The organism is Sphingomonas sp. IC081, assembly GCF_006874585.1.
Classification (GTDB): Bacteria; Pseudomonadota; Alphaproteobacteria; order Sphingomonadales; family Sphingomonadaceae; genus Novosphingobium.
The window spans coordinates 643,380-656,161 of sequence record NZ_CP029761.1; the positions used below are offsets into that span (position 1 = coordinate 643,380).

At 67.6% G+C, this 12,782-nt stretch carries 13 protein-coding genes; 7 read left to right on the forward strand and 6 right to left on the reverse strand.

All coding sequences use genetic code 11. The features are described from left to right. Window positions 1–4 precede the first annotated feature (4 nt). From DM450_RS03200 to DM450_RS03210, 3 genes are all read left to right on the forward strand, one after another. On the forward strand, window positions 5–2,548 hold the full coding sequence (locus DM450_RS03200; protein ID WP_142632565.1) for a circularly permuted type 2 ATP-grasp protein: 2,544 nt from the start codon (window positions 5–7) through the stop codon (window positions 2,546–2,548). After that, entirely contained in the window at window positions 2,548–3,429 is an 882-nt protein-coding gene (locus DM450_RS03205; protein WP_142637437.1) for a transglutaminase N-terminal domain-containing protein, read from the forward strand. Before DM450_RS03200 ends, DM450_RS03205 begins: the two co-directional genes overlap by 1 nt. Before the next feature lie 1,207 nt (window positions 3,430–4,636). After that, the gene (locus DM450_RS03210) at window positions 4,637–4,936 is read left to right on the forward strand and encodes a DUF1294 domain-containing protein (protein ID WP_260610137.1); all 300 of its coding nucleotides are present in this window, start codon (window positions 4,637–4,639) and stop codon (window positions 4,934–4,936) included. An 18-nt stretch (window positions 4,937–4,954) separates the two neighbouring features. On the opposite strand, the gene DM450_RS03215 is transcribed toward DM450_RS03210, so the two are convergent. The 5 genes from DM450_RS03215 to ccmA form a co-directional block, all read right to left on the reverse strand. Then, window positions 4,955–5,401: a hypothetical protein gene (locus tag DM450_RS03215; RefSeq protein ID WP_142632566.1), complete on the reverse strand. Its 447-nt coding sequence runs from the start codon at window positions 5,399–5,401 to the stop codon at window positions 4,955–4,957. 471 nt (window positions 5,402–5,872) lie between these two features. Beyond that, a complete protein-coding gene (locus DM450_RS03220; protein WP_142632567.1) occupies window positions 5,873–6,496 on the reverse strand; it encodes a carboxymuconolactone decarboxylase family protein in 624 nt (207 codons plus the stop codon). Between the two features lie 42 nt (window positions 6,497–6,538). Next, entirely contained in the window at window positions 6,539–7,681 is a 1,143-nt protein-coding gene (locus tag DM450_RS03225; protein ID WP_142632568.1) for a sulfotransferase family protein, read from the reverse strand. Between the two features lie 101 nt (window positions 7,682–7,782). Continuing rightward, complete coding sequence (locus tag DM450_RS03230; protein WP_142632569.1) at window positions 7,783–8,442, reverse strand: heme exporter protein CcmB; 660 nt, start codon at window positions 8,440–8,442, stop codon at window positions 7,783–7,785. After that, complete coding sequence (ccmA, locus tag DM450_RS03235; RefSeq protein ID WP_142632570.1) at window positions 8,439–9,017, reverse strand: heme ABC exporter ATP-binding protein CcmA; 579 nt, start codon at window positions 9,015–9,017, stop codon at window positions 8,439–8,441. Before ccmA ends, DM450_RS03230 begins: the two co-directional genes overlap by 4 nt. A 66-nt stretch (window positions 9,018–9,083) precedes the next feature. Here ccmA and DM450_RS03240 point away from each other — a divergent pair, with 66 nt between their 5' ends. Both DM450_RS03240 and DM450_RS03245 read left to right on the forward strand, forming a co-directional pair. Further along, a complete protein-coding gene (locus DM450_RS03240) occupies window positions 9,084–9,383 on the forward strand; it encodes a 4a-hydroxytetrahydrobiopterin dehydratase (RefSeq protein ID WP_142632571.1) in 300 nt (99 codons plus the stop codon). 5 nt (window positions 9,384–9,388) lie between these two features. Beyond that, window positions 9,389–10,510, forward strand: coding sequence for an acyltransferase family protein (locus DM450_RS03245; protein ID WP_142632572.1), 1,122 nt, complete (start codon window positions 9,389–9,391; stop codon window positions 10,508–10,510). A gap of 66 nt (window positions 10,511–10,576) precedes the next feature. Here the strand turns inward: DM450_RS03245 and DM450_RS03250 are convergent, their stop codons facing one another. Next, a complete protein-coding gene (locus DM450_RS03250; RefSeq protein WP_142637441.1) occupies window positions 10,577–11,194 on the reverse strand; it encodes a DNA-3-methyladenine glycosylase family protein in 618 nt (205 codons plus the stop codon). Window positions 11,195–11,299: 105 nt separating this feature from the next. On the opposite strand from DM450_RS03250, the gene DM450_RS03255 reads away from it, so the two are divergent. Beyond that, entirely contained in the window at window positions 11,300–11,617 is a 318-nt protein-coding gene (locus DM450_RS03255) for a 2Fe-2S iron-sulfur cluster-binding protein (protein WP_142632573.1), read from the forward strand. A gap of 136 nt (window positions 11,618–11,753) precedes the next feature. Continuing rightward, window positions 11,754–12,764: a cysteine synthase A gene (locus tag DM450_RS03260; RefSeq protein WP_142632574.1), complete on the forward strand. Its 1,011-nt coding sequence runs from the start codon at window positions 11,754–11,756 to the stop codon at window positions 12,762–12,764. Window positions 12,765–12,782: the final 18 nt, after the last annotated feature.

Consider the following 12,782-nt stretch of genomic DNA (forward strand, 5'->3'; position numbering starts at 1 on the left):
CCCCATGGCCGCCGCACCGCCGCCCGGACTGACCGATAGCCCGCCCGGCTGGCTCGATGCCTACCCGGTGCCGGTCTCGGGCGGCGACCTGTTCGGTGATGCCGCCGATCCGGTTGCCGCGCGCTGGCGGGCGGTCGCCTCCGGCCTTGCCGCGCTGTCCGAGGGCGATCCGGTGGCCTTGCAGGACACCGCCACGCGCAATGCCGCGGACCTTGGCCTGACCTTCCGCGTCACCGGCGAGGAAGAGGAGCGCGCATGGCCGCTCAACGCCATGCCGGTGGTGATCGGCGCGGGCGAGTGGGAGGTGATCGAGCGCGGGCTGATCCAGCGCGCCGAACTGTTCGAACACCTCGCCGCCGACATCTACAGCGACCAGCGCATGGTACGCGAAGGCCATCTGCCGGCGGCCGTCATCGCCGGAAGCCCGTTCTTCGCGCGCAAGATGCTCGACCCGGCCCGGCGGCTGGGGGCGGAGCAGGCGCATCCCCATTTCATCCAGGTCTATTCGGCCGACCTCGCGCGCGGCCCGCGCGGCCAGTGGCGGGTGCTGCAGGACCGGGTGCGGATCGCCTCGGGCATCGGCTACGCGCTGGAAAACCGGCTGGCGATGACCCGGCTCGCCGGACACCTGCTGGCCGACCAGCAAGTGCGCCGCATCGTCGATTTCTTTGCGGTCATGCGCGAAGGCATGATCGCCGCCTGCGGGCGCGAGGCGCCGCGCATCGCGCTGCTGACCCCGGGGCGCTTCAACCAGACTTATGCCGAACAGGCGCACCTTGCGCGCTATCTCGGCTTTCCCTTGGTGGAAGGGCGCGACCTCTCGGTGGTGGAGGACCGGCTCTGGGTCGGCACGATCGCGGGCCCCAAGCGCGTCGATTCGATCTGGCGCTGGATCAACACGACGTCTCTGGACCCGCTGGCCTTCGACGCCCGCTCGCAGCTTGGCGTCGCCAACCTGTTCGAGGCCTGGGCGCGCGGCGGTGTCGGCATGATCAACTGGCCGGGCACCGAAGTGCTGGAAAGCCCCGCCTTCGCCGCCTTCATGCCGCGTCTGTGCAAGGTCGTGCTGGGCGAGGAACCGATCCTGCCGAACATCGCCACCTGGTGGTGCGGGCAGGCGGCGGAAGGCGCCACCGTCGCCGCGCGGCTTGCCGAGCTTGCGATCTTGCCCGCCTTCGGCCAGCCGGTCGAGGGGCTGGAGCGGCGCGAGCCGGTGGCCGGTGCCGACCTCGACAGCGTGCAGCGCGGCGCGCTGCTCGAGGCGCTGGCCCGCCGCCCGATGGACTATTGCGGGCAGGAGATCGTCCACCTCTCCACCGCGCCCGCCATCGTTGGCGGCGAAGTGGTGCCGCGCCCGTTCACCGTGCGCGCCTTTGTCGCCCGCGATGCCGACGGCAACTGGACCGTCATGCCGGGCGGCTTCGCCCGCCTCGCCGCCAGTCAGGCGCTGCCAACCTCGCTGATGGGCGAGGGCGAGATTTCCGCCGACGTCTGGGTGGTGGACGAGGCGCCGAGCCCGGCGCAGTTCACCGTGCGCACGCTGACCGAGCCGCCGATCTCGCGCGGGGGCGGCATCCTCGCCAGCCAGGCGGCGGACAATCTCTACTGGTTCGGCCGCTACAACGAACGCGCGCAGCTGGTCACGCGCGTGCTGCGGGCCTTGCTCGACGGCTCGGTGGAGATCGACGGCGGCCCGGCGGAGCAGGGCGGGGTGGTCGGCGCGCTGGTCGGCCTGCTGGGCGAAACCGGCAGCATCGCCTCGCAGGACGAGGCCCCCGGCGCGGCGGCGGACGTGCAGGCGATCTGCGCCGCGGTGCTGGCCGAGGCAAGCCTGCCCGGCGGCGTCACCGCGCTGATGCGGCGGCGCCAGGCGGTGGGGCTGGCCCTGCGCGAACGCTTCGCGCGCGACTTCTGGCGGCTGGTCAGCCAGGCCGTGCCGCAAGTGGACCTCCATCGCCCCGCCACCCTGCTGGGCGCGGTGCGGTCGCTGACCGAGCATTTCAGCGCGCTGGCGGGCCTCGTCTCCGAGAACATGGTGCGCTCCGCCGCATGGCGCTTCCTCGAGATCGGCCAGCGGATCGAGCGTGCGCAGGGCATCTGCCGCATGGTGCGCCGCCTCGGCGATGCCGCCTCGCCCGCCGGGCCGGATGGCCCCGACGGCACCGGCGCCCTGGGCGTGCTGCTGGACTTGTGCGACAGCCAGATCATCTACCGCACGCGCTACCTGACCGGGCCGATGGCAGGCCCGGTGCGCGATCTCCTGCTGCTCGATCCCGACAACCCGCGCGCGCTGGTGTTCCAGATCGCCGGTGTGGTCGAGCATCTCGCCGCGCTGCCCAGCGTGCGCGACGACAACCTGCCCGAAGCGCCGATGCGCGCCGCCCGCGCGCTGCTCGGCCGCCTCCAGGCCGCCGCTGCGCAGGACATGACCAGCCTCGCCCTCACCGAGATCGAGCAGGAACTCTACGGCCTGTCCGACGCGATTTCGGCGCGTTACTTCCTCCAGTTCGACCCCGAACAGGCCGAGCGGCGGACCGCCTTGCTGTGATGCGCTATTCGGTCAGCCATATCACCACGCTGGAATATGCCGCCCCCGTGCGCCTCGCCCAGTTCAACGCGCGCCTGCGCCCCAGCACATGGCGGGGACAGCGCCTCAGCGACTATGCGCTGAGCGTCGATCCCCAGCCCGCCACCGTGGCCGAGCGCGAGGGCGGCTACTACGTCAACGAGGCGCGGTTCTCCCTGCGCGAGCCGATCTCCCGGCTCCAGATCGAGAGCCGCTTCACGGTGGAGAAGGAGCCGCTGCCCGCGCGCATCACCGATGCCACCGGCCCCGGCCTTGCCGACTTGCGCGAACGGGCGATGCTCAAGCCCGACCTCTCGCCGCTCGGCCCCGCCTCCTACAGCTTCGCCTCGCCGATCGCGGTGCCGGAGCGCGACATCGCCATGTGGTCGAGCGCGTTCCTTGGCGAGACGATGCCGGTGGTGGAGGCGGGCCGCGCGCTGATGGCGGCGATCCACGACCAGTTTGCCTACGAATCGGGCGCCACCGTCGCCGATACGCCGCCCATCGAAGCCTTCTGCGCGCGCCACGGGGTCTGCCAGGACTTCAGCCATATCATGATCATCGCCGCCCGCGCCCACGGCATCCCGGCGGCCTACGTCAGCGGCTACCTGCGGACCCTGCCGCCACCGGGACAGGACCGCCTCGTCGGCGCCGACGCCATGCACGCCTGGGTGAACCTGTGGTGCGGCGACGAACTCGGCTGGATCGGCTTCGATCCCACCAACGACATGCTGGCCGATACCGACCACATCTTCATCGGCATGGGCCGCGACTACTCGGACGTCGCCCCGCTCGACGGCACCTTCCGGGGTTCCTCGGAGCAGACGATGTTCTTCTCGGTAGACGTCGCGCCGCTGGACTGAGCGGCATTCCAGCGAAACTGGGACCGCTATGCGTGGGCGCGCAGCGGTTCAGAAGAGGAGAAAAGGGAAGTCCCGGGGGATGATCCCCCGGACCCTCGAAATGTCCACCTTGTGCGCCGCCTAACCGCTGGGCACGCATTGCGAGGTCGGAAGTGGCCACCGCTCCACCCACCCCGCTCATCCTGAGCTTGTCGAAGGATGGGGAGTCTGGCGCCCCGCCCCGGGGGGCTTCGACAGGCTCAGCCTGAGCGGGGCTCGGTTAAAACGCGGAACGGAAGGAAACGCCCCATTGCGGACGTTTGTTGAGCCCGGATGGCTTGCCGCTTGTTCACTCCATTCGTCATTCCCGCGAAGGCGGGAATCCAGTAGCAACCTCGTAATGAGGGACACTCGAAGGCAATCCGCAGTGGCGCGATCTCGCCACCGGCGTTGGCTTCGAAGCGTTGCATTGACTGGATTCCCGCCTCCGCGGGAATGACGAAGAGGGGCGGGAATGACGAAGATCTGGGTGCGGATTTGGCATCGGCAACGGGTGTTTTAAAATCCGAACCAGACGGTCGGCTTCCCACCCATCATCGCCGCTAAAGCTAGGGGTTTGGGCTGCCCGAAAACGGTCGGGCGGCTGTACCTCACCACGCGATGCGATCGGCGCCCTGGAAAGGCAATTAGGGGTGGTTAGCGGACCTACGGGCTATCGTGTGTGCCGCTACACGGTTCGCTCGGCCATGCAGTCACAGGTTTGCTCTGCCCTGGCTGAATTTCGCCTACATGGTCGAGAATTTTTGAATAGTATGCATCGCTTGGCTTGTAGCTTACCGAGCCAACCACTTCGGTCCCATCACACTCAACACTCCTAAGGTCTAAATGAAGGGTCAGGTCAGCTTCCATTGTAGCTGTTCCTATGACGTCTCCAGTTTTGCTCGGAGTTAGAGTACCGCTATGCGCACATGCGCTGAGGATGACGCAGGCCGCAATTATGAATTTCAGGGAGAGCTGTTCCGTCATCACCGTAAAATGCCACATCGCGTGGCGCCCGCAACGGGGCGTGTCCCGTCAGGCCGCTTTTTCGGAGGGCGGCGAGCACCGGAAAGGCCGCTATGGAGCGCGGTCCGGGGGCTGCTGAATAGCCGAGATGGGCGCAAAGGCGCTGTTGGCGCGATGGCGCTAAGGACTGCCCAGCTTCGGTGATTGCGTGTAGGTGCAGCGCATGAATGCACCCATGCTTGTCGCCGCGTTGCTATGCGGGCTCAATTTCTGGACTTTCGCCGTCTACGGCTATGATAAGGCGCAGTCGCGCAGAGTCGGTGTAAGCGGCGGTCGGCGGGTGTCGGAGCGGCACTTGCTGACGCTGGCGGCTATCGGCGGGTCGCCCGGCGCGCTGCTGGGGCGGCGGATGTTCCGCCACAAGACGCGCAAGCAGCCCTTCGTGAACTACCTCATGGCCATCGTTGCCCTGCAGGCGATCGCTCTGGCCGGGCTGATCGGCTGGGTTGCGAGCGCCCCCTGACGCCCGCCAGCCAGCCTGTCAGTCGCGGTGTTCGGGCGCTGCGACGGGCTGCTCGGGGAAGATCCCGGCAATCGCCATGGCCGCGCCCAGCTTGGACAGCGTTTCGAGCAGGTCGCCCACCGCGTCCTCCTGAACCACCAGCTCCAGCGTCTCGCGAGTCGCCTGGGCGCCGCGGTCGCGCAGCGAGGAGACGAGTTCGAGAATCACCGCCTCGTGCTCCGAAACGTGATCGCAGGCCATCGGGCAGAACGCGAAAGTCTCCAGCGCGTCGCGGTTGAACATCAGCATGGCGCGATGGAACGGCTGGAGCCCGCCGATCATGCGCCAGCGCGCGAAGGCCGGGGCGAGCGACTCGGCCGGGCAGCGGCGCTGCGACAGTGTCGTGACCCAGGCCCGCATCGACCAGACGAGGAAGCGGCAGCCTTCGTCCAGAGTGCTCAGCGGGCGGTCGACATACTGGTACATGGCAGGTCTCCAGGTTGCGAAACAGGCAATGCGAAAGGGCAGGGGCGGGGCTCTTTCCGGGCTTGGACGAAAAGAGCTTGCACTTGCGAATGATTATCATTAGCCATTGATACGCAGCTTGTCCTGGCCGTCAAGCCTGCACCCAAGGACCCGGTTCCGGCACTTGTCATGGGGTGTCGGTACTGCCCTTCCTGTCCTCCTGGGCCGGGTCGGTCTTGCCTAGCGCAAAAGACCACCCGGCCCGTTTTTTCCCAATCTTTCCCTAGGTTTTTCAGGGGATTTGCCCAGGTCTATCCACAGGCCTCGGCAGGCGATGTCCGCTGCCGGTGCACCGCCTGTCCCCAGACTTCCCCGAATTGGTGCCGGACTTGTCCACAGACATGCAAACACGCGCCGCCCGATGGGCCGCGCGTGTCGGTTTGCCGAACCGGCAGGCGGAGAGGTTGCGGGAGGCGGCGGGAAATGCGCCTGTCAGCGGTAGTCGAAACCGCCCTTCGGCTGAATTTTCAACGTGTTCTGCTGAAGCGCCGTCATCAGGTAGGCGCCCACCAGCATAGGCACTTCGAGCATCTGCTTCTCGTCCCAGGTCTGGGCGAGGGTGTCCCAGGTCGAATCGGCCATGCAGTGATCGGCGACGAGTTCCTCCACCGCGCGCAGCATCGCCGAATCGTGCGCGCTCCAGCCCGGCGCGGCCGAGCCTTCCAGCACGCGCTCGATTTCCTCGGTGGTGATGCCGAAGGCCTTGCCGATATCGACATGCTCGCACCATTCGAACGGCGCCCCGGCCAGGCGGGCCAGGCGCAGGATCATCAATTCGCGCTCACGCCCCGGAATGGCGCCGCGCGCGGCCAGTTCGATGCCCAGCACCATCTGGCCCTTGAACATGCCGGGATGGCGCAGGGTGATCAGGCTGACGTCGGGGAAGGGGCGGCTTTCGGGGATATGGAACGCGGCGCGAATCGCATCGACCTGCTCCTGTCCCTCGGGGCTGACCTCCTCGAGCCGCAGCGGGGCATAGCGCGGGCCGCCCGCCGTGGTCTGCGCCATGCGGGCCGCTTCGTCGAAATTCACCGGGCCGCTGTTGGGCTTGCTCATGTTCTAATCACCTGTGCCTAAGGGAATGTGTTTGGGAAAGGGTCATGCCGCCGCATCGAAGGGTGCCCAGCGCGCCATGCGCTGGAGATAGGGGGCAAAGCGCTCGCGCACGGCCGCGGGATCGAGCCCGAACCGGGCGGGATCGGGCTTGCCCATGCGTTCGGCCTGCGTGTTGCCGGCCCACCACTGGGCCATGGCTTCGGCAAAGGCGGGGGAGACCTCCTCGCCGAGCCAGGCATAAAGCGCGCGCACTTCGCCGAGCGGGTCTTTCTGCATGGCGCGGAAGTGGATGTCGAAGAAGCGGTGGTCGTGGCCGCTCTCGCGAAAGGCGATCGCGCGGTTCATCGCCTCGGACCAGCAGCGCAGATTGAGGTCGCCGAGGTAGGCCATGTCGATATGGTCGGTGAACTTGCCGATGATGTCGGCATAGACGGTGGCGACGGAGAGGATCACGTCGGCGGGATCGCGGTGGGTCATGACGAAACGGGCGTCGGGGAAGGCGGCGGTCAGCGCATCGAGGTAGAGCATGTGCGTGGGGGCCTTGAGGCGCCACGGACGCGCCGGTTCGCCCCACTGAAGCAGCTTCAAGGTGCGTTTCTGGTAGGCGTAGGTGTCGTTCAGGTCGGTTTCCAGCAGCCACTCGGAGTAGCGGGGTATCTGGGCGAAAGCCTGGAAGATCTGGCTCTTGAAATCGAGCGCCATCAGGTCCTGGCACTCCATCGCGCCATCGATGCCGGAGGGCGTGCGCTTGCCGCCTTTCAGCAGCGCATCGCCGCTGGTGGCGGCCACGCCGCGGCGCGGATCGGGGCCGGAAACCGTGGATGGCGGGGGGCAGGGCTGCGCACTTTCCCAGACGCGAAGGTAGCGGATTTCGGGGGCGCTGGCGAGCAGGTAGGACAGCGCCGAAGAGCCGGTGCGCGGCAGGCTGACGCCGAACAGCGGGGCGATGATCTGCTCGTCCTCGATCTCGGGATGGCGGCGATACCAGTCCTCGATCAGGAGGCGCTGCCTGAGGTGGAGCACGATCCGCTCGGTCAGCGCGCGCTCGCCCACGGCATTGAGGCGAGCTTCATTGCGGAGAGAATCGACAAGAATTTCAAGGCCTTCGCGGAAGCTGTCCGGTCCGAAATCGTTGAGGCCGGTCTGGCGCTGCGCGTCCTCGATCAGCTCCTTGTGATCCTGCATCGGTCCCTCTCCGGCGTCCGGCCTTGAGGCCGGATCGTGCGGGGGCGACTATGCTTGGCGGGAGCGCCGTGCGCCAACCGCCGGGGCGATGATGGAATGGGTCAGCTGCGCGCGGATCGCACGGCGGCGCCGCCCGCAAAGGGCGCGATGGCGAGCAGGACAAGGCTTGCCGCAGCGGCCAGCGCAAGGCCGCTATCGCCGCCCGAACCCAGGCTTCCGGCGCCGAAGATCAGCACCGGCACGGCCAGCGGGATCACCAGCAGCCCGCCCAGCGCCGCGCCGCCGCGCAGGCCGGCGGTAAGCGCGGCCACGGTCACGCCGAGCGCGGCAAGGCCGGGGGTTCCGGCCAGCAGGCCCAGTTCCACGGTGCGCAGCGTCGGCCCGTCGATCCCCAGCAGGGCGGCGGCGGGCAGGGCGGCGAGCATCAGCGGCGGGCCGAAACTTAGCCAGTGGGCCAGCACGCGCACGGCGATCACCATTTCCTCGGAGATGCCGCGCAGCGCCCATTGGTCGAACTGGCCGCCTTCGATGTCGGGCTCGACCAGCCGGTCGAGCGGCAGGATCGCGGCGAGCAGCGCGGCGATCCAGATCACGCCCCCGCCGGTCCGCGCCAGCAGCGGGGCATCGGGGCCGACCGCGAAGGGATAGAGCATGGCGACGGAGAGGAAAAACAGCACCGGCATCACCGCGCCGCCGCCGCGTCCGCCCAGCAGCAGGCGCGCCATGTCGCGCTTCAGGAGGGGGAGGAACCGCCCGCTCATGCCGCAAATTCGCCGAGGGTCAGTGTGCGCTTGTGGGCCAGCGTGAAGGGCTGGTGCGAGGCGATCACGGCAATGCCGCCGTCCGCACAGTGCTCGGCCACCAGCGCTTCGGTAAGGGCGGCAGCGTCGCTGTCGAGGCCGTTCAGCGGTTCGTCCAGCAGCCAGATCGCGGCATCCTGGCCGATCAGCCGGGCGAGGGCGGCGCGCTTTTTCTGGCCGGTGGAAAGATAGCGCACCGGCACGTCCAGCAGGGAGGCGAGGCCAAGGCGTGCCACGGCGTGCTCTTGCGCGCGGTCCAGCACGCTCCAGAACGCCAGCGCCTTGCCCAGCGGCAGCGCATGGTCGAGGGCGTGGCGTTCATCGATCAGGCCGATCGTGCCGCCGGTCCGCACGGTTCCGGCAAAGGCCGGGGCGAGGCCCGCGACGATGCGCAGAAGGCTCGACTTGCCGATGCCGTTGCTGCCGGTGACGTGCAGGGCCTCGCCCGGATCGAGACGCAACGACAAGGCGCGGAACAGCAGCCTGTCTCCGCGCCGACACGCCAGATCTTCGATTGTTATGGACGCCCCTTGCATGCCGCCCTGCGATAGTGGAAAGGCGCGGCGCTGCCAAGGAAAGCGACAAGCGGCACAGGAGGCACCATGTCCATCGCCCGTCTTACCGATGCCGAGCGCGCCGCCGCGCTGGGCACGCTGCCCGGCTGGAACTTGCGCGAGGATGGCCTTGCCATCGTTCGCACCCTGAAGTTCGGCAATTTCAACGAGGCTTTCGGCTTCATGACCCGCGTCGCCATCGAGGCCGACAAGCGCGATCACCATCCCGAATGGTTAAACGTCTACAATCGGGTGGAGATCACGCTGACCACCCATGACGCCGATGGCCTGAGCGCGCGCGACGTGGCAATGGCCCGCTTCATCGACGGCATCGCCCCGGCGGCATAAGGCCCGTGGCCGAAGTCCTTTCCGGTTGCGGCCAGGATCGCTTTCTGACGCGGCCGCTGTCGGTCGTGCTCGATTTCGCGCGCTTCGGGGCGGCGTTGCTGGTGGCGGTGGGCCATGCCGTGCAGCTCGGCCTTTACCGCGGGCCGTTCCCGTTCGGCCTGAGGATGCAGCACTACTGCGTCATCGTGTTTTTTGTGCTTTCCGGCCTCGTCATCAGCACGTCGGTGCTGGGCGGCCGGTCGAGCCTGCCGCGTTATTTCGTGGCGCGAGTCTCGCGGATCCTGCCGGTGGCGATCCCGGCGCTGCTGTTCGCGGTGCTGGCCGCTTACGTGCTGGCCGGGCCGATGCGTGTCTATATCGACAACAGCCCCGACGATCCGCTGGAAGTGGCTTCGCGCCTGCTGCCGCCGATGGCGTTCGTTAGCGCCTGGCCGGGCATGCCCGCGCCGGTCTGGAACCCGCCCTACTGGTCGCTCTGCTATGAGGTCTGGTTCTACGCGATCTTTGCGCTGGCGGTGTTCCTGCGCGGCTGGGCACGGGTGGCGGCGGTCGCGGTGGCCTGCGTCTGTGCGGGCGGGGCGATCCTGCTGCTGATGCCGGTCTGGCTGATGGGCGCGGCGCTGACCCATGTTCCGGCGGCGCGCCGCTTGCCGCTGACCGCTGCGCCCATGGTGCTGGTGGCCTGCGTGTGGCTGGCGCTGGCCTTGTTCGAGGTTGACCGGGCCGTGCTCAATCCGCTGCTCAAGGCGTGGTGGCCGGGCAAGGCGCAGTGGTCGCAATGGGCGTTTTCGGACTTCGCGATGGGACTGGTCATGGTGTTGGCGCTGATTGCCGCGCGGCCCTTGGCCGAGCGTTTCGCGGAGCCGATCATGCGCCTGCGGGAACTGGCGGGATTGCTCGCCGGATTTTCCTTCACGTTGTACCTGTTTCACTGGCCGCTGCTGCAACTCGCGCGTTCGCACGGGCTGGTCGCCGGGCGTAACCCGCTGGCCTTCGCGGCGTTGCTGGGGCTGGTGGTGGCGCTCTGCGCGCTGATTTCACTGTTGACGGAGCGCCAGTCGCCGCGCTTGCGGCGCTGGATGGAGGTGCGGATGTTCGCACCGGTGGCAGGACGGGCGCCCTTCTGAGCGTCCGCGCGCCTCGCCGGGGGCACATGGGGGCTATCGTGACCTCGAGGAATTTGTCCATGCCGCCTAAAGCGCCGGATTGTTGTAGCAGTGCCAGGTGAAGATCGCCGCGGCGCCCCGGTGCGGGCGCCACTGCTCGGCCAATGCGCGGGCTTCCTTCTCGCTCGGGCGCGCGTCGAGGCAGAGGATCTTGTGCATGCCCGCCTGCACGGCGAGGTCGCCGGCTGGCCAGATGTCCGGCCGTCCTTCCGCGAAGAGCAGATAGACTTCCGCCGACCAGCGGCCGATGCCCTTGATCCGCACGAGCTGGGCAATGGCCTCCTCGTCGTCGGCGGGGAGGTTGCCGAGGTCGAGTGATCCTGCTGCCACCAGTTCGCAGAGCGAACGCGCATAGCTTTGTTTTTGCCGGGAAAGGCCGCAGGCGCGCAGGGCATCGAAGTCGGCGGCAAGCAAGGCATCCGGCGCGATCTCGGGTCCGAGCAAGGCTTCCATCCGTGCCCATACCGAAGCGGCGGAGGCAACCGAAACCTGCTGGCCGACGATCGTGCGCAGCAGGGTGGCATAGCCGCGCGCGCGAATGCGCGGTTCGGGGTAGCCGGCGCGCTCCAGTGCGCGGGCCATGGCCGGTTCGCGCGCGGCGATTTTGTCGAGGCCAAGTTTCAGTGCGCCGGCGCTCAAGCCCATCATGTGTCTTTCTTGCCAAAGGGGGGCGCAGCCTTTAGCAGCCGTGGGCAAAGGCCGGAACAAGCATGTCATGAAACATGCTGGATCATAAAAGGAAAGACGGGAATGCCGCAGATTATTGTCGTCAACCAGGCGGGTGAAGAATCGACTGTAGAGGCCACCGTGGGCCGCACCCTGATGGAGACGATCCGCGACAGCGGTTTTGATGAGCTTCTGGCACTGTGCGGCGGTTGCTGCTCCTGCGCGACCTGCCATGTCCACATCGATCCGGCCTTCGCCGACAAGCTGCCGGCGATGAGCGAAGACGAGAACGACCTGCTCGACAGCTCCGACAACCGCAACGCCTATTCGCGCCTGTCGTGCCAGGTGCCGGTGACCGACGCGCTCGAAGGCTGCAAGGTCACGATCGCCCAGGAAGACTGATTGGCGATCCGTCGGGCTCGCCGCAGCATGGCGGGCCCGATGGAGGTGGTGATATGCCGCCGTTCGGCTGCAAACTTTCAGTGCCTAAAGCGCAAATCGTTTGCGCCTTGCGCTTCGCGTTCCTAGTTGTGCGGACATGACTGCTCCTGCACCCCAGCGCACCACGCTCGACCTCATCGGCAACACTCCGCTCGTTCTGCTCAAGGGCCCCAGCGAAGCTGCGGGCTGCGAGATCTGGGGCAAGTGCGAATTCGCCAACCCCGGTGCCTCGGTGAAGGACCGCGCGGCGCTGTGGATCGTGCGTGACGCCGAGGCGCGCGGCGAGTTGAAGCCGGGCGGAACGGTGATCGAGGGCACGGCGGGCAATACCGGCATCGGCATCGCGCTGGTCTGCAACGCGCTGGGCTACAAGGCCGTGATCGTGATGCCGGACAACCAGTCCAAGGAAAAGATGGACACCTTGCGCGCGCTCGGTGCCGAACTGGTGACGGTGCCGCCCACCAAGTTTGCCGATCCCAACCACTTCGTCCACACCTCGCGGCGCCTAGCGGCGGAGACGGAAGGGGCGATCTGGGCCAACCAGTTCGACAACATCGCCAATCGCAAGTCGCATATCGAGAGCACGGCGCCGGAAATCTGGCAGCAGCTCGAAGGCCGGATCGACGGTTTCACGTGTGCGGCGGGCACCGGCGGCACGATCGCCGGCACCGGCATGGGCCTCAAGGCCTTTGACGAGAGCATCACGGTTGCGCTGACCGATCCTTATGGCGCGGCGCTCTACAACTACTATGCGCATGGTGAACTGAAGGCCGAAGGCAGTTCGGTTGCCGAAGGCATCGGCCAGGGCCGGATCACCGCCAATCTCGAAGGCGCGCCGATCGACACCCAGTTCCGCATTTCCGACGAGGAGGGCCTCGAATGGGTGCGCCGCCTCTTGTCGGAAGAAGGGCTGTGTCTGGGCCTGTCCTCGGGCATCAACGTGGCCGGTGCGGTGGAACTGGGCCGTAAGCTGGTCGCCGAGGGCAAGCGCGACGTGCGGGTTGCGACGATCCTGTGCGACACCGGCTTCCGCTACCTCTCCTCGCTCTACAACCGCGAGTGGCTGGAGGCGAAAGGCCTGCCGGTCTTCCCTTGGCTCGCAAGCTGAGGTAAACGGCCTGTCGAT

What these genes read in the sequence shown, in the direction of transcription:
- DM450_RS03205 (WP_142637437.1), top strand. Translation starts at nt 2,548, where the DNA reads ATGCGCTATTCGGTCAGCCATATCACCACGCTGGAATATGCCGCCCCC.
- DM450_RS03215 (WP_142632566.1), bottom strand. Translation starts at nt 5,401, where the DNA reads ATGTACCAGTATGTCGACCGCCCGCTGAGCACTCTGGACGAAGGCTGC.
- ccmA (WP_142632570.1), bottom strand. Translation starts at nt 9,017, where the DNA reads ATGCAAGGGGCGTCCATAACAATCGAAGATCTGGCGTGTCGGCGCGGA.
- DM450_RS03225 (WP_142632568.1), bottom strand. Translation starts at nt 7,681, where the DNA reads ATGCAGGATCACAAGGAGCTGATCGAGGACGCGCAGCGCCAGACCGGC.
- DM450_RS03210 (WP_260610137.1), top strand. Translation starts at nt 4,637, where the DNA reads ATGAATGCACCCATGCTTGTCGCCGCGTTGCTATGCGGGCTCAATTTC.
- DM450_RS03200 (WP_142632565.1), top strand. Translation starts at nt 5, where the DNA reads ATGGCCGCCGCACCGCCGCCCGGACTGACCGATAGCCCGCCCGGCTGG.
- DM450_RS03255 (WP_142632573.1), top strand. Translation starts at nt 11,300, where the DNA reads ATGCCGCAGATTATTGTCGTCAACCAGGCGGGTGAAGAATCGACTGTA.
- DM450_RS03220 (WP_142632567.1), bottom strand. Translation starts at nt 6,496, where the DNA reads ATGAGCAAGCCCAACAGCGGCCCGGTGAATTTCGACGAAGCGGCCCGC.
- DM450_RS03260 (WP_142632574.1), top strand. Translation starts at nt 11,754, where the DNA reads ATGACTGCTCCTGCACCCCAGCGCACCACGCTCGACCTCATCGGCAAC.
- DM450_RS03240 (WP_142632571.1), top strand. Translation starts at nt 9,084, where the DNA reads ATGTCCATCGCCCGTCTTACCGATGCCGAGCGCGCCGCCGCGCTGGGC.
- DM450_RS03250 (WP_142637441.1), bottom strand. Translation starts at nt 11,194, where the DNA reads ATGGGCTTGAGCGCCGGCGCACTGAAACTTGGCCTCGACAAAATCGCC.
- DM450_RS03230 (WP_142632569.1), bottom strand. Translation starts at nt 8,442, where the DNA reads ATGAGCGGGCGGTTCCTCCCCCTCCTGAAGCGCGACATGGCGCGCCTG.